At 41.8% G+C, this 18,792-nt stretch carries 17 protein-coding genes; 3 read left to right on the top strand and 14 right to left on the bottom strand.

The window, feature by feature from the left end:
* Window position 1: 1 nt before the first annotated feature.
* From SANK73390_RS06710 to mraZ, 12 genes are read right to left on the bottom strand one after another with little or no spacing between them, the layout of a single operon-like run.
* Window positions 2-910 (bottom strand): D-alanine--D-alanine ligase, encoded by a 909-nt coding sequence (locus SANK73390_RS06710; RefSeq protein ID WP_462764846.1) that lies wholly within the window; start codon window positions 908-910, stop codon window positions 2-4.
* Complete coding sequence (gene murC, locus SANK73390_RS06705) at window positions 907-2,316, bottom strand: UDP-N-acetylmuramate--L-alanine ligase (protein ID WP_462764884.1); 1,410 nt, start codon at window positions 2,314-2,316, stop codon at window positions 907-909. Before murC ends, SANK73390_RS06710 begins: the two co-directional genes overlap by 4 nt.
* A 51-nt stretch (window positions 2,317-2,367) precedes the next feature.
* Window positions 2,368-3,438 carry an undecaprenyldiphospho-muramoylpentapeptide beta-N-acetylglucosaminyltransferase gene (murG, locus tag SANK73390_RS06700; protein ID WP_462764844.1) on the bottom strand — a complete coding sequence of 357 codons (1,071 nt, stop codon included), beginning with the start codon at window positions 3,436-3,438 and terminating at the stop codon, window positions 2,368-2,370.
* Entirely contained in the window at window positions 3,435-4,622 is a 1,188-nt protein-coding gene (ftsW, locus tag SANK73390_RS06695; RefSeq protein WP_462764842.1) for a cell division protein FtsW, read from the bottom strand. Before ftsW ends, murG begins: the two co-directional genes overlap by 4 nt.
* Window positions 4,616-5,944 (bottom strand): UDP-N-acetylmuramoyl-L-alanine--D-glutamate ligase, encoded by a 1,329-nt coding sequence (gene murD / locus SANK73390_RS06690; RefSeq protein WP_462764840.1) that lies wholly within the window; start codon window positions 5,942-5,944, stop codon window positions 4,616-4,618. Before murD ends, ftsW begins: the two co-directional genes overlap by 7 nt.
* A complete protein-coding gene (gene mraY / locus SANK73390_RS06685) occupies window positions 5,944-7,026 on the bottom strand; it encodes a phospho-N-acetylmuramoyl-pentapeptide-transferase (protein ID WP_462764838.1) in 1,083 nt (360 codons plus the stop codon). Before mraY ends, murD begins: the two co-directional genes overlap by 1 nt.
* Window positions 7,020-8,411 carry a UDP-N-acetylmuramoyl-tripeptide--D-alanyl-D-alanine ligase gene (locus tag SANK73390_RS06680; protein WP_462764836.1) on the bottom strand — a complete coding sequence of 464 codons (1,392 nt, stop codon included), beginning with the start codon at window positions 8,409-8,411 and terminating at the stop codon, window positions 7,020-7,022. Before SANK73390_RS06680 ends, mraY begins: the two co-directional genes overlap by 7 nt.
* The gene (locus SANK73390_RS06675) at window positions 8,408-9,874 is read right to left on the bottom strand and encodes a UDP-N-acetylmuramoyl-L-alanyl-D-glutamate--2,6-diaminopimelate ligase (protein ID WP_462764834.1); all 1,467 of its coding nucleotides are present in this window, start codon (window positions 9,872-9,874) and stop codon (window positions 8,408-8,410) included. The genes SANK73390_RS06680 and SANK73390_RS06675 overlap by 4 nt, the downstream gene beginning before the upstream one ends.
* Window positions 9,864-11,675: a penicillin-binding transpeptidase domain-containing protein gene (locus SANK73390_RS06670; RefSeq protein WP_462764832.1), complete on the bottom strand. Its 1,812-nt coding sequence runs from the start codon at window positions 11,673-11,675 to the stop codon at window positions 9,864-9,866. The genes SANK73390_RS06675 and SANK73390_RS06670 overlap by 11 nt, the downstream gene beginning before the upstream one ends.
* Window positions 11,672-11,995, bottom strand: a complete 324-nt coding sequence (gene ftsL, locus SANK73390_RS06665; protein ID WP_462764830.1) for a cell division protein FtsL — start codon at window positions 11,993-11,995, stop codon at window positions 11,672-11,674. The genes SANK73390_RS06670 and ftsL overlap by 4 nt, the downstream gene beginning before the upstream one ends.
* On the bottom strand, window positions 11,995-12,930 hold the full coding sequence (gene rsmH / locus SANK73390_RS06660; RefSeq protein ID WP_462764828.1) for a 16S rRNA (cytosine(1402)-N(4))-methyltransferase RsmH: 936 nt from the start codon (window positions 12,928-12,930) through the stop codon (window positions 11,995-11,997). The genes ftsL and rsmH overlap by 1 nt, the downstream gene beginning before the upstream one ends.
* Before the next feature lie 24 nt (window positions 12,931-12,954).
* Entirely contained in the window at window positions 12,955-13,413 is a 459-nt protein-coding gene (gene mraZ / locus SANK73390_RS06655) for a division/cell wall cluster transcriptional repressor MraZ (RefSeq protein WP_261594532.1), read from the bottom strand.
* Window positions 13,414-13,886: 473 nt separating this feature from the next.
* Between mraZ and SANK73390_RS06650 the strand changes: the two genes are divergently transcribed.
* From SANK73390_RS06650 to SANK73390_RS06640, 3 genes are all read left to right on the top strand, one after another.
* Complete coding sequence (locus tag SANK73390_RS06650) at window positions 13,887-16,859, top strand: EAL domain-containing protein (RefSeq protein ID WP_462764825.1); 2,973 nt, start codon at window positions 13,887-13,889, stop codon at window positions 16,857-16,859.
* Window positions 16,860-17,216: 357 nt separating this feature from the next.
* On the top strand, window positions 17,217-17,468 hold the full coding sequence (locus SANK73390_RS06645; protein ID WP_462764823.1) for a hypothetical protein: 252 nt from the start codon (window positions 17,217-17,219) through the stop codon (window positions 17,466-17,468).
* On the top strand, window positions 17,425-17,712 hold the full coding sequence (locus SANK73390_RS06640; protein WP_462764821.1) for a hypothetical protein: 288 nt from the start codon (window positions 17,425-17,427) through the stop codon (window positions 17,710-17,712). The genes SANK73390_RS06645 and SANK73390_RS06640 overlap by 44 nt, the downstream gene beginning before the upstream one ends.
* Window positions 17,713-18,077: 365 nt before the next feature.
* Here the strand turns inward: SANK73390_RS06640 and rpmG are convergent, their stop codons facing one another.
* Complete coding sequence (gene rpmG, locus SANK73390_RS06635) at window positions 18,078-18,233, bottom strand: 50S ribosomal protein L33 (RefSeq protein WP_152087164.1); 156 nt, start codon at window positions 18,231-18,233, stop codon at window positions 18,078-18,080.
* A 12-nt stretch (window positions 18,234-18,245) separates the two neighbouring features.
* Window positions 18,246-18,482, bottom strand: coding sequence for a 50S ribosomal protein L28 (rpmB, locus tag SANK73390_RS06630; protein ID WP_261593176.1), 237 nt, complete (start codon window positions 18,480-18,482; stop codon window positions 18,246-18,248).
* Between the last annotated feature and the right edge of the window lie 310 nt (window positions 18,483-18,792).

Here is an 18,792-nt window from a genome sequence, read left to right as displayed (position 1 = left end):
TTTAAAGCGTTTGTTCCAAAATGCGAACAACTAATTGTTCAAAACTTATGCCTTGTGCTTTAGCCGCCATAGGTACTAATGACTTTTGCGTCATCCCTGGGACCGTATTCACTTCAAGCAAATAAAACTGCCCATTATCATCTTGCATCGCATCAACACGTCCCCAACCTTTTGCACCCACTAATTCAAAAGCATGCTTAGACATTACTTGTAATTGTGACGCATAAGCGTTTGAAATATCAGCAGGACAAAAATATTGTGTACTATTGACTTGATACTTAGCTTCGTAATCATAGAAACCACGTGGCGTTTTCATTTCAATGACCGGCAACGCCTCACCACCTAGCATTGCAACAGTAAACTCTGGACCCGTGATCCACTGCTCAACCAATACTTGATCATCAAATTTAAAAGCATGAGTGAGCGCTACATTCAACTCTTGTGCATTACTGGCCTGCGCCATACCAATACTAGATCCTTCGTGTGATGGCTTTACCATCACCTTACCAAATTCATTGATAATACTCTGCGCGTCAAAACCAGTATTGGCATCTATCACTGTATAAGCGGCTGTGCTCAACTTGGCAGATTGAAAAAGGCGTTTACAACGTACTTTATCCATTGCTAATGCACTGCCTAATACACCACTGCCGGTGTATGGAATGCCCATATACTCTAAAGCACCCTGTATAGTACCATCTTCTCCGCCTCTACCATGAAGCGCAATAAACACACGCTCAACGGCTAAGTTTTTTAATTCCCACAGGTTTCGCTCGGCGGGATCAAAGGCCAAAGCATCTACGCCAGCATTGAGCAAGGTATTTAAAACTGCTTCACCAGATTTAAGAGACACTTCTCGCTCAGCAGAGCTACCTCCGAGCAATACTGCTACTTTTCCAAATCGACTCATGCTTCACCTTGCTGTAATGCAGCTACCGACATTTGACTGGCAGCCAATTGTTTAACGATTTGGCCTATATTACCCGCACCTTGAGTAATGACTAGGTCATTATCTTGTATTACCTCAGCCAATATCGCTGATAACTCTTTATGATCAGCAACGTGAATTGGCTCAACACCTCGTTGTCTTAAACTACGACACAAACTTTTACTATCAGCACCAACAATGGGAGACTCACCAGCACTATAAACATCTAATAAAATCAACTGGTCAACTTCAGCTAGTACTTTCACAAAATCCTCATATAAGTCGCGCGTTCGAGAATAGCGATGAGGTTGATAAATCATCACCAAACGCTTATCCGCCCATCCAGCTTGTACCGCCTGTATCGTAACAGCCACTTCTGATGGGTGATGACCATAATCGTCCACCAACATAACCGTGCCGCGCTCGTTTTCAAATTCACCATAGTGCTGAAAACGTCGGCCAATCCCTTCAAATTGTTCAAGGGCGGCTAAAATAGCACCATTGTCTATGTGATGATCTTTAGCTACAGCAATAGCTGCAGTGGCATTAAGGGCGTTGTGCTTACCAGGCATGTTTAGTTTTACTTCGATTAACTCACCTTTTTTACTAACTACCGAGAACTCACTACTATTGAGTGTCTGTTGAAAGTCTTGCATCCGGTAATCTGCCAGCTCCGACTCCCCATAAGTAATGGTTGGACGTGCAAAGCGTGGGATTAAATCTGCCGCAACTTGTGAGTCAATACACACGACGGCTAAACCATAAAATGGCAGGTTATGAATAAAATCCACGTAGGTGTCTTTCATTTTTTCAAAGTCACCTTGGTAAGTATCCATATGATCTGCTTCAATATTGGTGATCACAGATACCATAGGTTGTAAATGCAAAAACGACGCGTCACTTTCATCTGCTTCTGCAATAAGCACATCACTGGTGCCTAATTTTGCGTTAGTGCCAACACTATTTAATAACCCGCCAATAACAAAAGTAGGGTCTAATTTTGCCTGAGCAAAAATACTGGCGATTAAACTTGTGGTAGTGGTTTTACCATGTGTACCCGCAATGGCAATACCGTGACGAAAGCGCATTAACTCAGCCAACATTTCTGCACGGCGTACAATTGGAATACGCGCGGCCTTAGCTGCGATAATTTCAGGGTTTTGCTCATCAATTGCGCTCGATACAACGACCACATTGGCATCTTTAATATTATTCTCATGATGCCCAATAAAAACCTCAGCACCCGCTTTCAATAACCGCTCAGTCATGGCATTTTGAGCAATATCAGATCCTGTGATCCGATACCCCTCATAAGCCAATACTTCTGCTATGCCGCCCATACCAGCACCACCAATACCAATAAAGTGTATGGTGTTAATTCTTCTCATAGCCCGACGATTAGTGATTTCTTTCACGCGTTACTCTTTTATATCTAAAATTCAAATGGGCGAACTTAGTTGTTCGCATACTTTCGCCACGCAAGACGTAGCATCTAACTTTGCTTGTTGTTTTGCACGAATAGCAAGCTGCTCAATCATCTCTGGCTGGTGCACATAAGGAAACAACAATTCACAGAGTGTTTGTTCATTAAACTGACTTTGAGGCAACAACAATGCAGCATCATTATCCACCAAATAACCCGCATTAGCCGTTTGATGATCATCAACTGCATGTGGATAAGGGACAAAGAGCGCCATTTTACCCGCAGCCGCAATTTCGCTCACTGTTAGCGCACCTGCTCGACAGATAACAATATCAGCCCAATCATAAGCACTATCCATATCATCAATAAACTCAAAGACTGACGCTGCGACACCTGCAAATTTATAGCAGTCGATCAGTTCAGCTTTGTGCCCTTTACCACTTTGATGGCGTATAGCAATCGGCAATGATGCTGTTTTACTCAGTCTTGCAAATGCAGCGGGTAATATATCGTTTAACACCTTGGCACCTAACGAGCCACCGACCACCAAGCAATTTAACTGCTTAGCAACCTTTTTTGGTGTAAGAGTTGCTACCGAGTGACGTACAGGGTTACCAACAACTTGTACTTCGTTACTTGCAAATGCACTTGGAAATGCAGCTAACACTTTATTGGCTATGTTGGCCAATAACTTATTACTTAAGCCTGCCACCGCATTTTGTTCATGAATTACCAAAGGAGTACCTGTTAGTTTTGCCGCAACTCCCACAGGGCCTGTTACATACCCACCCATCGCTAACACCACATTAGGACGGCGATATTTGATCACACTTCTGGCGGCTAGAATTGCTTTAAGCACCATAAATGGCGCTTTGAGTAAACGTTTGATGCCATTGCCACGTACACCTTGAACATTAATAAAGTCAATCTCAAAACCATGCTTAGGTACAACCTGCGCTTCCATTCTATCCGCAGTGCCAATCCAAGATACTTCCCAACCTTGTGACTTAAGCTCGTTTGCGACTGCAATCCCTGGAAAAATATGTCCGCCCGTGCCACCTGCCACAACCATAAGACGTTTAGTCATCGCCGACCTCCACGAGTACCACTTCTTGAGGTTGCTTGTTTGGTTGCCATTTTAGTTTCAAAATCCACTCGTTGTAATACACCCGCAGCAACTATCATCACCAATAAACTTGATCCACCATATGACACAAAAGGTAACGTTAATCCTTTTGTTGGCAAAATACCTGCACTTGCACCTATATTCACCATAGTCTGAAAGGCAAACCAAATACCAATGGCAAGTGCAAAATAACCTTCATATTCCAAAGCGCTCTTCAATGCTCTTTGCCCAATTAACAAAGCTCTAAAAACCAAAGTTGCGAGCAGCATAATAATGCTCACTACGCCAACAAACCCTAGTTCTTCAGCAACCACCGCAAAAATAAAATCATTGTGTGCCTCAGGTAAATACTGCAATTTTTGCACGCTATTGCCTAATCCTTGCCCAAACCAACCACCTTGACCATAAGCCATTAATGATTGCACCAATTGATAACCTTTACCGAATGGATCGTCCCATGGCTCCAAAAAACCAATTACCCGAGCCATACGATAGGGTTCAAAAATGATAAGCAAAACCACTAATAAAATACCGGTTAGAATTAACGCAAAAAACTGCCATAGCTTGGCACCTGCCAAAAAAAGTAAACCCACCGTGGTGACAAACATCACTACCACTGTGCCTAAATCAGGCTGCATCAAGATTAAAAACGCATATACAGCAAATACAGCAATGGGCTTGGCAAAACCTTTTAAGTTCTCCTGAACTTCTTCTCGCTTGCGAACAAGGTAACCTGCGATATAACTAAAAAAGAATAGTTTCGCTAATTCCGCAGCCTGAATCCCCACCGGCCCCACAGGTATCCATCGCTTAGACCCATTTACTTCACGACCAATCAACAATACCAATACTAAAAGCGCTAAACCAAACAGTAACAAATAAGGATTACAGCGCTTCCACCATAACATCGGCGCACTGGTGGTTATCCAAAACAATACAAAGCCCAGACACAAAAATGCACCATGGCGAATAGTAATATGGTAAGGGTTATTAAATAATCTTTCTGCAACCGGCATTGATGCACTGGTCACCATCACAAATCCCACCCCCAGCAAACACAACATAGCGTAAAGCAAAGGCACATCATATAATGCGTTTGACTGTTTAAAGTTGAAATCCAGCCGCAGCTGTGGCCATGCTACCATTTTGTTATTTCACCCACTAACCGGCAAAACTCCTCGCCTCTAACCATATAGTTAGGGTACATATCAATACTGGCGCAAGCAGGTGCCAATAAAATACAATCGCCATTACTTGCGATTGCTTGAGCTTGCTTTACCGCTTCTTCCAATGTTGCCACTAGATGGCTATAACGATGTAAAGACAAAAATAAAGAGCCATCTTTGCCAAAGCCATAAATAGCCTTGCAGTGCTTTTTCATCGGCTCTGTAAGCGGGCTTAAATCAGCACCTTTTGCATCTCCCCCAACGATTAAAATAATCTTGCCATGCTCGGCTTCTAAACTTTCCAATGCAGCAACTGTCGCACCCACATTAGTTGCCTTAGAGTCATTGAAGTATTTAATACCTTGAACATCTGCGACTAATTGACAACGATGCGCCAGTCCTTTGAATTGAGCGAAAGCACATTCAAATGCGCTAACTGGCAATGAAATTGGTGCCAACAGAGCCATAACAGCTAAAGCATTAAATTGATTATGTTTACCCTGTAAAGCCATACATGAAACAGGTAGCAGTGGTTGGCTATGCACACAAAAATACTGCTCTTGTTGATACTGCGCTAATTGATAATCAGCACCGCTTAGCCCAACACTGACCCCTTGCTGTTCACTGTTAAATGTATTTTTATCCGCAGCGTTATAAACTAAATGCTCGGTATGCTTATAAATACGTTGCTTAGCCGCACAATACGCAGCAAAATCGGGGTAACGATCCATATGATCTTCAGTAATATTTAAAATCATTGCACTAGTGCAGTAAAGACTATGCGTGGTTTCCAACTGAAAACTAGAAAGCTCTAGTACAAACACATCATAGTCTTGATGAAGTAAATCCAAAGCCGCTGTACCAATATTTCCGCCCAAGCCTACTTTCATACCAGCTTGTGTGAGAACTTGGGCCGCTAATGTCACCACGGTTGACTTACCATTTGAGCCTGTTACTGCAATTACAGGCTTATCATTGAGACGGGCAAATAGTTCAATATCACCAATAACTTCAATCCCATCGGAAATTGCACTTGCCACTGTTGCTTCGTATAAAGCAATGCCTGGGCTGATGATAATCATATCTGTACTAGATAAACTTGCTTGTGCTAATGGGCCAAACACTGCCTCGCATTCGGGCGCATTCTCAGCTAGCCAATGCGCACCAGGCGGCACAGGACGACTATCCACAATACGCGGTAAGATATTATGCGATAGCAAAAAACGTACAATGCCCAAACCCGTTACACCGAGCCCGAGCACTGTAATATTTTTATTTTTTAGTACGTTTAAATACTGCATTATCTAATCTTCAACGTTGCCAATCCAGCTAAAACTAAAACAATAGAAATTATCCAAAAACGTACAATAACACGAGGTTCAGGCCAGCCTTTGAGCTCATAATGATGGTGAATAGGTGCCATACGGAAAATACGTTGACCACGTAATTTATAAGAGCCGACCTGCAAAATAACGGATAAGGCTTCCATCACAAATACCCCCCCCATTATCAATAATACCAACTCTTGGCGTACCAAAATTGCAATAATCCCTAGCGCGCCACCTAATGCCAATGAACCAACATCTCCCATAAATACTTGTGCTGGATAAGTGTTAAACCATAAGAACCCTAAACCTGCGCCCACTATCGCGGTACATACAACCACCAGTTCACTGGCCAATGGTATATGCGGAATGTGGAGATAATTAGAAAAATTCACATTACCTGTTAAATAAGCAATAATAGCTAACGCAGAGGCAACTAAAATCGTTGGCACTATCGCTAAACCATCTAGTCCATCGGTTAAATTTACTGCGTTTGATGTTCCAACAATCACGAAGTAGCACATAACCAAATAAAACAGCCCTAACTGGGGCATCACCTCTTTCAAAAATGGTACAACCAGAGTTGTTTCAGCTGCTGAGTTAGACGTAAAGTACATAAAACTTGCGACAGATATGGCGATCACCGACTGCCAGAAATACTTCCATCTTGCAATTAAGCCTTTACTGTCTTTGCGAATAACCTTACGATAATCATCTACAAAGCCAACAATGCCAAGACTACCTATCACAAATAGCGTGACCCAAACGTATTTATTATCTAAATCTCCCCACATTAGCGTACTGGTAAAAATCGACGCTAAGATCAATAGCCCACCCATCGTTGGGGTACCTGACTTTGACAAATGTGATTGAGGTCCATCATCACGTACAGTTTGACCAATCTGCATTTTTTGTAATGCTCGAATTAACTTCGGACCAAAATACAACGAGATAAATAACGCAGTTAGGATCCCAAAAATAGCGCGCAAAGTAAGGTAAGAAAAAACGTTAAAGCCGCTATAATATTGAGTTAGATACTCTGCTAACCAAACTAACATTTTGAGGCCTCATCAGTGCTTAAGTCATGGCAACTGCTTATTAAATCTTTGACTAATAATTCCATACGTGCGCTGCGAGAACCTTTAATTAACACAGTACAGACCCCATCATGTTCATTTATTTTGTTTTTCAGTGCATTTAACAAATGCTCTCGAGTCGAAAAATGCCGCTCAGGTTGGGCAAATACATCACTACTATGGCGACTTAAAACACCTAAAGAAAATAAAGCATCGATACCTTTGTGTTGTGCATATTCTCCCACGTCTTGATGATATTCACGGGCTTGTTCACCAAGCTCTCCCATATCTCCAAGCGCTAAAATACGATAACCTGGCATGTTCATTAACATGTCTATACCCGCTTTAACAGAACGTACATTCGCATTATAAGTATCATCAATGACATTAAGGTTGGGCCCTGCTTTAATAAGGTTAACCCGGCCTTTAACAGGTGCCATACTTTCTAGACCAGCAGCAACATCACTGAGTGAAGCGCCCAACTCGCAAGTTAAAGCTGCAGCAATTACCGCGTTAGTCACATTATGTTCGCCGGGTAATGCAAGTTGTACTGGTACTTTTTCTTCTTTAGTACACAGCATAAAGCTTGCATGTGCCGTATCGCTTAAAAGTACATCTTCAGCCCACACATCAAGCTGTTTGTTACTTGAAAAGCACTTGGTTTTCACATCGCTAAGATCATTTCGCCACATATCGACAAATTCACAGTCGCAGTTCAAAACCGCCACGCCACCGGTTTTTAATCCTGAAAATATCTCACCTTTAGCTTGTCCAACACCTTCGATTGAACCAAATCCTTCAATATGTGCTGGTGCTACATTACAAACCACAGCTACATCAGGACTAGTTAATGCAGTCGTGTAAGCAATTTCGCCAATATGATTAGCGCCAAGTTCAATAACAGCAAATTCATCATCTTCTTTTAAACGTAGCAAAGTGAGAGGCACACCAATATCGTTATTAAAATTACCCTTAGTAGCCAAAACCTTGCCTTTATTTACTAAAATAGCAGCGCACATTTCTTTGACTGTAGTTTTGCCAACACTACCTGTAATCGCAATGGTTTTTGGTGCAACTTTATGTATTACTGCTTTACCCAGTTGCCCCAATGCTAAACGCGTATCTTTAACCACAAATTGTGTAATATCACATGCTACTGGTGTATCAACAATAGCCGCTATCGCCCCTTTTTCTTTGGCTTGTTCCACAAACTGATGACCATCAAAATTTGGTCCGCGTAACGCCAAAAACACCTCATTATTTGTAATTGTTCGGGTATCTGTATTGACATTAGCTATCGACAAATTTTCTCCAGTTAATGGAGTATCAAGTACCGCAGCAAGCCAAGCTAAATCTACTTTTATCATGCATTTACCTCATGCAAAATGGCTTCCACATAACGCCTATCACAAAACTCTAAGCGCTCACTTCCAATTATTTGGTAATTCTCATGCCCTTTACCAGCAATCAACACCACACCATTTTTTGGTGCTAACTCAATTGCATAGCGAATAGCTTCTGCCCTATCAATTTTGCACACAGCATACTCAGGCTTGCTGAGTCCAGCCTTAACGTCATCAATAATACTTTGAGGGTCTTCACTGCGAGGGTTATCACTGGTGATCACTAATTTATCCGCATTACGCTCTGCAACTTGCGCCATTAAAGGGCGCTTTCCTTTGTCTCTATCGCCACCGCAACCGAATACACACACCACATTACCAGGTACATGCTGTTGCAGTGCTTTTAAGGCCAGCTCTAATGCTTCGGGCGTATGCGCATAATCAACAATACAGGTTGGTTTATTTTTCACACTCAGTGGCTGCATTCGTCCTGCAACGGGTTCTAATTGTCCAGCAGCACTTAATAACTGCTCAAATCCATACCCTTGCGTTAGCAACGTGGTAATTGCGGCGACAAGATTATAAACATTAAACTGCCCGTAAAGCGCAGCGCTTACACTTCCGCTTCCCCAACTACTGGTAATTGAAAAGGCAACCCCTTGCTTATTAAACGTAACATCTTCAAACCAGACATACTGCAGATAAGAGTCTTGCAAAGGCCTTTTACCATATGCAACAACATGTTTGAACTGATGCTCATGTAACCATTGCTGTGCGTATGCATCATTTATATTTAAAACACTAAAGTGTGGTTTATGCTTTTGAAAAAGCGCTAATTTTGCTTGTGCGTAACGCTGCATATCACCATGATAATCTAGGTGATCTCGCGATAAGTTCGTAAATACCGCAACGTCAAACTCGGTTTCATCTAAGCGCCCTTGCACTAACCCATGAGAAGACACTTCCATAGCTACGAGCTCATTATCTTCACTCAGCTGGGATAAAATACGTTGTAAATCAACATTTGATGGCGTGGTATTGGCAAGTTCGGTTAACTGCTCAGGTTGTCCAAACCCTAACGTACCAATCACTGCTGAAGGCGTACCACACAACTGTGCTAGATTGGCAATCATGGTGGTCGTCGTTGATTTGCCATTGGTACCAGTAACCCCAACGCTACAAAGCTTTTGACTTGGCTGCTGATAAAAGTGCGCAGCTATTTTTGCAATATTTTCGCTTAGTTTGGGCACGGGAATAAATGCATCACGGGTGGCGGCCAGTTCGCTATCAGCGTCAATTAAAACACATTGGGCACCTTGTTCTAGTGCTGATATTGCAAAATCTTCACCGTTTAATTGGTGGCCTCTTAATGCAACAAATGCATCACCCGTTTGTAACTGCCGGCTGTCTAAACGCAAGTCACTCACCATCACAGGCAAGCACTGTACGTCAAAATCTTTAAGCACCAGACTGATGTCACGACTCATTGCTTAACTCCGATATATAGGCAACCCTACCTTTATCTGGTGCAACATTTAAAATACGCAATGCATTTGACATGATCTCTGCAAATGCAGGCCCTGAAGTATGGCCTCCATAATACACATCTCCACCAGGTTCATTAACCATTACCACTACTGCCAAACGAGGGTCACTTACCGGTGCTACCCCCGCAAAATACCCTACATACTCATCACCATAACCACCTGCGATGGCTTTTTCAGAAGTACCCGTTTTGCCTGCAGCGCGATACCCATCTACTTTGATATTGGATGCAGTTCCTCCTTTTTCAAATACCGATTCCATCATTTCTACCACAGCGTGTACATCGTCTTGCTCAAAAATACGCTCACCTGGGGGCGGAGCTTTTTGTTTTAAAATAGTTAAAGGACGCAATACACCGCCAGAACCGAATAACGAATATAAACGTGCAATTTGCGCCGTGCTTGCTGCTACCGAATAACCATAAGCTAGAGTAGCAATTTCAAAATCTGACCAGCGACGATTTGGATAAAATAAACCACTACTTTCACCAACCATCATAGTGCCTGTATCTTCTCCAAATCCAACCTTTTGATATAAGCCAACCATATAATCTTTTGGCAGCATTTGGCTTATTTTAGCAACCCCCATGTTGCTAGAGATTTTTAAAATTTCACGTAACGTCATTTCACCATGGTTACGCGTATCTTCCACAAGGGAGCCGCCTAGACGCATCCACCCTGGGTGAGTATTTACCGTATCACTGCTCTCAATTGCACCATAATCAAGGCCTGCTAATACAGCCAATGGCTTTAGCGTTGAACCCGGTTCAAAAAGGTCTGTAATGGCGCGGTTACGACGCTTATAAGGTGCAGCATCACGCATATCATTAGGGTTAAAACTGGGGCTGTTTACCATTGCCAAGACTTCACCAGTTTTAACATCAACCACCATGGCAGACCCCGATGTGGCTTTATAACTTAATACAGCACTTTTTAAAGCACGATAAGCAATCGCTTGAATACGCAAATCAATACTTAATTCAATGTTTTCAGGCTCTACACGTTGTTCTTCTGAAAGCACTTGAATTTCACGCCCTCGAGCATCTTTTCGCACCGTGCGTCTACCTTCAGCGCCAGTCAGTGCAGTTTCAAATAAACGTTCAATGCCTTCGATACCTTTACCATCAATATCGGTAAATCCTAGAATGTGCGCAGTTACCTCGCCACTTGGGTAAAAACGCTTTGACTCATCTAGCAAATGAATACCGGGCAGGCGAAGTTGACTAATATAGTTGGCAACTGCCGGAGTCACTTGGCGCTTGAGATATATAAAGCGTCTGCTTGGGTCGTTACGCAAGCGACCATCAACTTCGTCATTTTTGATTTGTAGAACATCAGCCAGCTCTCGCCAACGTAGCTCACTGGTATACCAAGCTTGCTTACGTCGAGCCATCTCAGCTTCATTTTCAGCTATTGCTTTATAGTCTTCACCCTTTTTACGTGCCTCTTTTAGCACTTTTTTAGCAATCGACTTATCAAGTGCTTTTGGGTCTGCATACACACTGACTACAGGCACACTTACCGCAAGTTCTTTACCATTGCGGTCAAATATCATGCCTCGCTGTACTTTTAGCTTTTCTACTCGCACAGTCCGTTTAGCATTTTCAGCTCGCGCTTTATCAGGCTCAATAACCTGTAAATAAGCAGCACGCGCTACTAAGGTTAAAAATACCAAAACCATCAAAACGCATACCAAAACAAAACGCCAAGTGATAAGACTAGTGACCGCTTTTGACTTATTCACTGTAGCACCACCACTTGTTCATCTTTACTGGTTGGGCGCTGCATATTCAGTTGCGTCTTCGCTATCTCTTCTATTCGCGCATGTTGTGAGTAAAACTCTTCTTCCACCAACAAATAGCGCCATTGTAAGTCGAGTTCATCTCGCTGTTGCAATAATTCATCTTGTGCTATTAATTGCTCTCTGGTGAGGTGAGTGACCTGTACAACAGCCAAGGCAGTGACAAAAATCGACAGCAGTAAAAACAGAGTGAATTTGTGTGCAAACAAACCCTGAATAATTTCAACAAATAGTTTTGGCTGTCGATCTGTGTTTTTACTCATTACAGTTTTTGCGCCACCCTTAATACTGAGCTTCTAGCTCTTGGGTTCATTGCAACTTCTTCTACGCTTGGTTTAATAGCTTTGCCCACTGCCTTTAACGTCAGGTTTTGTTTAAGTTGTGCATCCGTTAAAGGCAGACCTCTGGGCACCGCTTCTCCCTTACTCTGCTTCTTAATAAACTGTTTTACGATCCGATCCTCTAAAGAGTGAAACGAAATCACCACTAAACGCCCGCCTGGCTTGAGTACTTCTAACGACGCTTGTAGCGCAGTTTGGATTTCTTCCAGCTCACTATTAATATAAATTCGAATGGCTTGGAAAGTGCGTGTGGCTGGGTGTTTATGCTTATCCTTTACTGGTACGGCTTCGTCAACCAGCTCTGCTAATTGCTTGGTTGTTGTGATAGGTGTGTGCTCACGTGTTTCAAGAATTTTGTGTGCGATTCGACGGCCAAACTTTTCTTCACCGTATTTTTTGATAACAAAGGTAATATCTTCTAAATCAGCCTCAGCCAACCATTGCGCAGCACTGCGACCTGCCGTTGGGTTCATTCGCATATCAAGCGGTCCGTCGTTCATAAAACTAAAACCACGTTGAGCGTCATCCAACTGCGGTGACGAAACACCTATATCTAATAAGATGCCATCTACTTTACCAAGCAAACCAGCTTGCAGAGCAACTTCTTTAATATTAGAAAAACGTGAATGAGCTATCGTAAAACGGGTATCATCAGCAAATTTTTTCGCTGCCTCAATGGCTTGAGGATCTTGGTCAATTGCTTGTAGCTGGCCTTGCGAATCTAAACGTGACAAAATCTGCCCCGAATGACCGCCTCTGCCAAATGTGCCATCTATGTATATGCCTTGTGGGTTAATAGCGAGTGCGTCTAACGTTTCTGCCATCAACACCGACACATGTTGAAATTGCGCCGTCATGCTCAAATTTTGCCTTACTTTCAATTACAGCGAGAAATTATCAAGTTCTGGAGACGCTTCAAACTCACCACCACGTTCAAGTTCAGTGTCAAGTTGCATCTGTTGATGCCAGCGATCTTCGTCCCAGATCTCAAACTTATTTAACAGCCCAACCAGCATAACCTTCTTGCTCAATCCAGCATGGGTGCGCAATGAAGGTGCCAATAAAATACGACCATTTTTGTCTAGTTGATATTCAGTAGCGTGGCCCAGTAACATACGCTGCAAACGCCTTGCTCTGGGGTTCATATTGGATAGTTTTTGTAAGCGAGCTTCGATTTCATACCATTCGCTCATGGGATAAAGCCATAAACATGGTTCATTAATAGCAATAGTGCAGATCAGTGCGCCCTGCTCTTCAGACAGCAACTGTTGTCGGTACTTGGTTGGTACCGCAAAACGACCTTTGTCATCTAAGCTCAATGAGCTTGCACCTTTGAACATTAAAAAACCAACCTCAACCTCGCTTAGCGTTCAAGATCCAATTTGATCCACTAAAAACCACTTTTTACCACGATAGTACAGTTTAGGGCTTGACAGCACTTTATGTCAAGCAAATATGAGCTTTGCTATTGCTTTTGAGGCCAGAAAAAATGCGGGTTTAGTGAAAGTGTATGAATTAGGTGGAAAAAAGTGGGAACTGTTAAAATCCACGACTTCCTAACAGAAAAATTACCGTATTTTATCCGCAGGAAAATAATAAATTTTATTTTTGACTACTTAAAACGCATAGATCGTGTGCACCGAAATGGTGTAAATATTTAATAAAAAACACCTAATTACTTGGCGCATAGAGTCACAGTTTAGTATTATACAAGATCGTTTTACTGGTACTTCTAGGTGTGATTATTTCTAATTTATCAATACCGCAACGCTTCTATCGTTTGCTGTTTCTTATTTGTGTTCCTGGCCTTCTAGTGATATTTGCACAACTATTAGGTGAACGAGCCGAAATATTAGAGCAAAGCGAGCATCATGCACTGCTACTGGCAAAGCATATCGTAGCAGTACAAAGTACTGAAATTAATGATACGAAGGCGTTGTTAACCCAGCTTGCTAACCATGAAAGTGTACGTAATCTAACCTATGGTCAGTGTCCAGATTTGCTCTCACATGCACGGTTATTATCCGCCAATATTGCCAATATTGGCATTGTCGCACCCAATGGTGACGTCATCTGTTCTTTGCAAACAGGTACTCGTGCTATCAACATCACTGATCGCGAATACTTTCAAAAAGCTTTGTCATTGGAGCAATTTACCATTGGCCAGTTCCAACAAGATCGCTCAGTAAACCGAGCAACCGTTAATTTTGCAATGCCCGTATTTGATAATAATAATGCGATTCTATCAATCTTAGTTGCTGTAAAACCTCTAGACAGATGGAGTCACACCTTGGCCAAATTACCCCTGCCACAAGGTAGCCAAGTGATGTTAAGTGACGTCAATCAAAACATCATTGCGCAATCACCATTTAACCCAGCATTATTAGGTACGCCAAGCAATGCCAGTTGGCCAACTTTAGCATCAAACCAAACACATATATTAAATGATGACAATGGGCATCGTCGTATCTACTTTACGCTCCCTTTAGCTATCAGTGATACTCAAAACTCTTTAGCCGTCCATGTTTCGTTGCCTTTTGAAGAAGCAATTACACAAGCAAATAAAGAAGTTGCCATTACTTTATTATTATTTGTGTTGGCTATTGCTTTATTAATTTGGCAAGCACATTGGCGCTTACAGCGAGTCATTCTAAAACCGCTGCAAAACTTGCTCAATGCCATTGAAAGCCTATCTCAAGGGCAGCCCGTACGTTGGTCTCAAAAATCACAAACCCCAGAATTTAATGCTATCGCTTTGCGGTTTGAACAAATGGCAAATATCCGTTTGAGTATTGAGTCAGCCCTCTCTCATAAACATGCTGAGCTAAGTGCCTTATTAGCATCACTACCAGATAGCTATCTACGATTAGATAGGCAAGGTAATATTTTGATGCGCCATGGAGAATTTGCAAAACGCGCCTCTGTATTAGCGCACATTTTCCCAGAGCATATTTATCAACGCTTACTCAAGCACCTTGCAGAGCTTAGTGCTCATTCACATTGTCAGTTGGAATTTTCAATTGTTGAGAATAACAAACGTCACGTTTTTGAGTGCCGCTTGAGCCCAATCCTCGACCATGCGCAAGCAATTTTAGTCGTTCGTGACATCAGTCAACGCAAGAAACAAGAAGAAGCCATAAACCTTGCAGCTTTGGTCTATAACAATAGCAGTGAAGGAATGGTGATCACAGATGCCAATGGCTACATTCTAGATACTAACCCTGCATTTAGTCATGTTACTGGTTACAAACGTTCTGAAGTCGTAGGTAAGACCACCGCAGTGTTAGGGTCAGGCAAACATGAACAGTCATTTTATACCAATATGTGGCAACAACTAGAAAATCACGGTAAATGGCAAGGCGAAATAGTTAACCGCCGAAAAAATGGCGAACTATTTACTGAATGGCTAACCATTAATAGCGTTTACGACAGTAATGCTGAGCCCTATCGCCGCGTTGCTATATTTACTGATATTACCGAAAAAAAACAGCAAGATGAGTTAATTTGGCGTCAAGCTCACTATGATCAGCTCACAGAGTTGGCCAATCGCACTCAGCTAAAACGCCATTTAAAAAGCCGATTGAACCAAGGAAAGCAACAGCTAGCTATTTTATTGCTCGACTTAGATCACTTTAAAGACATCAACGACACCCTTGGCCATTTTTATGGTGACCAACTGCTAACAGAAGTTGCCAACCGACTTAATCTGCTCAGTCCTCTTTGCAGTTTGGTTTCTCGAATAGGTGGCGACGAGTTTGTGCTTGTGACTCACTATCTAGGAGATGACAACACACTGATAGAGTTGGCTGACAAAGTACTTAAGCAATTACAGTCAAAAATAAATATTGGTAATGAATCATTTCATATCAGCGCCAGTATCGGAATTGCACGCTCTCCTGGAGATGGTACCAGTAGTGAACACTTGCTAAAAGCGGCAGACCAAGCCATGTATCAAGCAAAACAACAAGGGCGCAGCGGTTATGCTTTTTTCAGTAATGAAATGCGCGAACATGCAGAAAGTCGTATGCGACTACTCAAAGATTTACGTGTTGCGCAACAAGACCAGCAGTTTTGTATGTTTTATCAGCCCATCGTTGATTTAAAAACTCAAAAAGTATGTAAAGCAGAAGCATTAATACGCTGGCAACACCCACAACAAGGGCTGATCCGCCCTGATAGCTTTATTCCGCTTGCGGAAGAAACTCAGCTCATACACAAAATGGGGGAGTTTATCTTCACAACTGCTTGCAATACGTTAACTAAAGTACAAGCGACGGGTAAACAACTTCAACTGAGCATTAATGTGTCTCCGGTGCAATTTACATCTAAAATATGCCATTTAAGTAAATGGTATAAGCAATTACAGACACTTAATTTGCAAGCACAAGATATTGTTATTGAGATCACCGAAGGATTAGTGATGAATGCCCAGCCGCGTACTCAAAAGCGCTTAAATGCACTTACTGCGCAAGGGTTTTCTCTGGCATTAGATGACTTTGGTACCGGTTATTCGTCATTAGCGTATCTTAAACAAATGGATACCGACTATATTAAAATTGATAAGCGCTTTGTTGATGGTATTGCAAATAGTAAAGACGACCTTGCGCTCTGTGAAGCTATGATCATGATGGCACATCAACTTGGCATATTAGTTATTGCAGAGGGGATCGAAACGTATGAGCAGCATCAGCTTTTACTATCAGCTGGCTGCGATTTTGGCCAAGGCTATTATTATGCTAAACCTATGCCTGAAGATGCCTTGCTCAAATTCATATCTGACAATTAAGTATTAAAATAACAAACCGGAAAAAGCCATATAGTGATGGCTTTGTATTAAAGTCTAAGGACTGTAATCATCAAATATGAAGCTGTTTTACACAAAAAGTGGCCGTAATAACGATATCAACCCTGAAAGTTATTATAAAATATTGCGCGTCAGCTTATCTGATGTGCTGCTCCGCATTGCTTGTTGCACGCACTCTCACATTAGTAATGTAGTGATGCCCATCACATACTATTAGCAATGACACATACGTGGAATTGACATTGATGTGACTAAAATAATACTCAACCGCTTAGGGTATGATGTAAAACTTCTTCTTGTACCACTGGGTCGTTAGTAAAAACAGCTGAAGCCGATTTGATGTCCCCGATTTTTCAAACTAAAGATGGTAGGCGCTCTTATCTCAGCGACCCTATTATTACCTACAAACCCATGGTATTTTCACTCAAAGGCGTCAATCTAACACCAGCCAAAGTTTCTGATCTTGCTAAGTTTTCAGTTATTACTTTTCAAGGTGCACTTGGATATTTCGGCGATAAATTTAAAGCAATGTCAAAGCTAGCTGACTATGTCGAGTCAACCAAAAGTGTCAGTGATACCAATGCTGCTTAGCAAAGGCTGGTTTGATTTTGCTGTTCTCGATAAGTACATATTTTATTACTTTTATCGCTTATATAATAAAGAAAAGTCAATCGTTCAGTTGAAAGAGCACAAGCTTATTCCACCAGTGAGTGCCAGTGTTGCATTTCAAAATAAATCACTTCGGGATGCATTCAATCAAGAACTTGAACAATTTAAACACGAGGGCCACTATCAACGGATTGTTAAGCACTATTTGGGCCATGTACCTTTTTAACTTTCCATTACTACTTATTTGCTAAGTAAAGCTATTTTACTCACTATAGGCGTTGCTTTCAGTTGCAATAGGGCGCTAGTACTGTATAAAACCGCCTTGATATTGAAAGAATTATGCACGAGATGTCATAATCATTAGTCAATAATAAGAGCTGCAAGTAATGCCTGAACATGAAGATTGTATTCACCAGTATCCAATTAGCACTAACGAGCAAACAATCACCTATGTAAAACTGCAACCGATGCAAAGAGATATATAAGCAATCACACTCAAGCCTGAATAAGTGGGATATGATATATAAGGACATAATTAAAAAACAAAAAACCCAGCCTAAGCTGGGTTTTTAGTGTTCTGAAAAAGCAAAATTACTTGATTTTTGCTTCTTTGAAAACCACGTGTTTACGAACCTTAGGATCGTATTTTTTGATTTCCATTTTTTCAGGCATGTTACGCTTGTTTTTGTCGGTAGTGTAAAAATAACCAGTACCAGCAGTTGAAACTAAACGGATCTTATCACGCATGACTCAGGCTCCTTAAACTTTTTCGCCGCGAGCACGGATATCAATCAATACCGCGTCGATGCCTTTTTTATCGATAATACGCATACCTTTAGTAGTAGTACGTAATGTAACGAAACGTTTTTCGCTTTCAACCCAGAAACGGTGTGTTTGTAGGTTAGGTAGGAAGCGACGCTTAGTAGCGTTGCGCGCGTGTGAACGGTGGTTACCTACCACTGGGCGCTTACCTGTAACTTGACAGACTTTAGACATGTCTATGTATCTCCAATAACTTCGCTCGAGCTTAATTTTCCCTTGGACCTTAACTGCGTAGCCCCGGGGTAAATAGAGGGCGCTCTTTATACAGCATCTACAGGCAGAGATCAAGGATCTGATCCTATCTAATCAGCTCATGTGTAATTTTGATAGCGGCCAATTATAATGATCGAATGCCCCTTAGGAAAGCAAAAACTGCATTTAAATTAAACTAATTTGCAAAAAACACCGCAAAGTGATGTTTTTTGCAACTTTATTCTCTAAAACTCACTAGGGTCTGTTTATCTTTCGAGATTAATTTTGCAGC

The organism is Pseudoalteromonas sp. SANK 73390 (assembly GCF_054966645.1).
Note: the sequence above shows the minus strand (reverse complement) of the source record. Positions and strands in the feature narration are given on the sequence as shown.

What these genes read in the sequence shown, in the direction of transcription:
- rsmH (WP_462764828.1), bottom strand. Translation starts at nt 12,930, where the DNA reads ATGACGGCGCAATTTCAACATGTGTCGGTGTTGATGGCAGAAACGTTA.
- murD (WP_462764840.1), bottom strand. Translation starts at nt 5,944, where the DNA reads ATGCAGTATTTAAACGTACTAAAAAATAAAAATATTACAGTGCTCGGG.
- rpmG (WP_152087164.1), bottom strand. Translation starts at nt 18,233, where the DNA reads ATGCGTGATAAGATCCGTTTAGTTTCAACTGCTGGTACTGGTTATTTT.
- murC (WP_462764884.1), bottom strand. Translation starts at nt 2,316, where the DNA reads ATGAGAAGAATTAACACCATACACTTTATTGGTATTGGTGGTGCTGGT.
- SANK73390_RS06680 (WP_462764836.1), bottom strand. Translation starts at nt 8,411, where the DNA reads ATGATAAAAGTAGATTTAGCTTGGCTTGCTGCGGTACTTGATACTCCA.
- SANK73390_RS06675 (WP_462764834.1), bottom strand. Translation starts at nt 9,874, where the DNA reads ATGAGTCGTGACATCAGTCTGGTGCTTAAAGATTTTGACGTACAGTGC.
- SANK73390_RS06645 (WP_462764823.1), top strand. Translation starts at nt 17,217, where the DNA reads ATGTCCCCGATTTTTCAAACTAAAGATGGTAGGCGCTCTTATCTCAGC.
- rpmB (WP_261593176.1), bottom strand. Translation starts at nt 18,482, where the DNA reads ATGTCTAAAGTCTGTCAAGTTACAGGTAAGCGCCCAGTGGTAGGTAAC.
- murG (WP_462764844.1), bottom strand. Translation starts at nt 3,438, where the DNA reads ATGACTAAACGTCTTATGGTTGTGGCAGGTGGCACGGGCGGACATATT.
- ftsW (WP_462764842.1), bottom strand. Translation starts at nt 4,622, where the DNA reads ATGGTAGCATGGCCACAGCTGCGGCTGGATTTCAACTTTAAACAGTCA.
- mraY (WP_462764838.1), bottom strand. Translation starts at nt 7,026, where the DNA reads ATGTTAGTTTGGTTAGCAGAGTATCTAACTCAATATTATAGCGGCTTT.
- mraZ (WP_261594532.1), bottom strand. Translation starts at nt 13,413, where the DNA reads ATGTTCAAAGGTGCAAGCTCATTGAGCTTAGATGACAAAGGTCGTTTT.
- ftsL (WP_462764830.1), bottom strand. Translation starts at nt 11,995, where the DNA reads ATGAGTAAAAACACAGATCGACAGCCAAAACTATTTGTTGAAATTATT.
- SANK73390_RS06640 (WP_462764821.1), top strand. Translation starts at nt 17,425, where the DNA reads ATGTCGAGTCAACCAAAAGTGTCAGTGATACCAATGCTGCTTAGCAAA.
- SANK73390_RS06710 (WP_462764846.1), bottom strand. Translation starts at nt 910, where the DNA reads ATGAGTCGATTTGGAAAAGTAGCAGTATTGCTCGGAGGTAGCTCTGCT.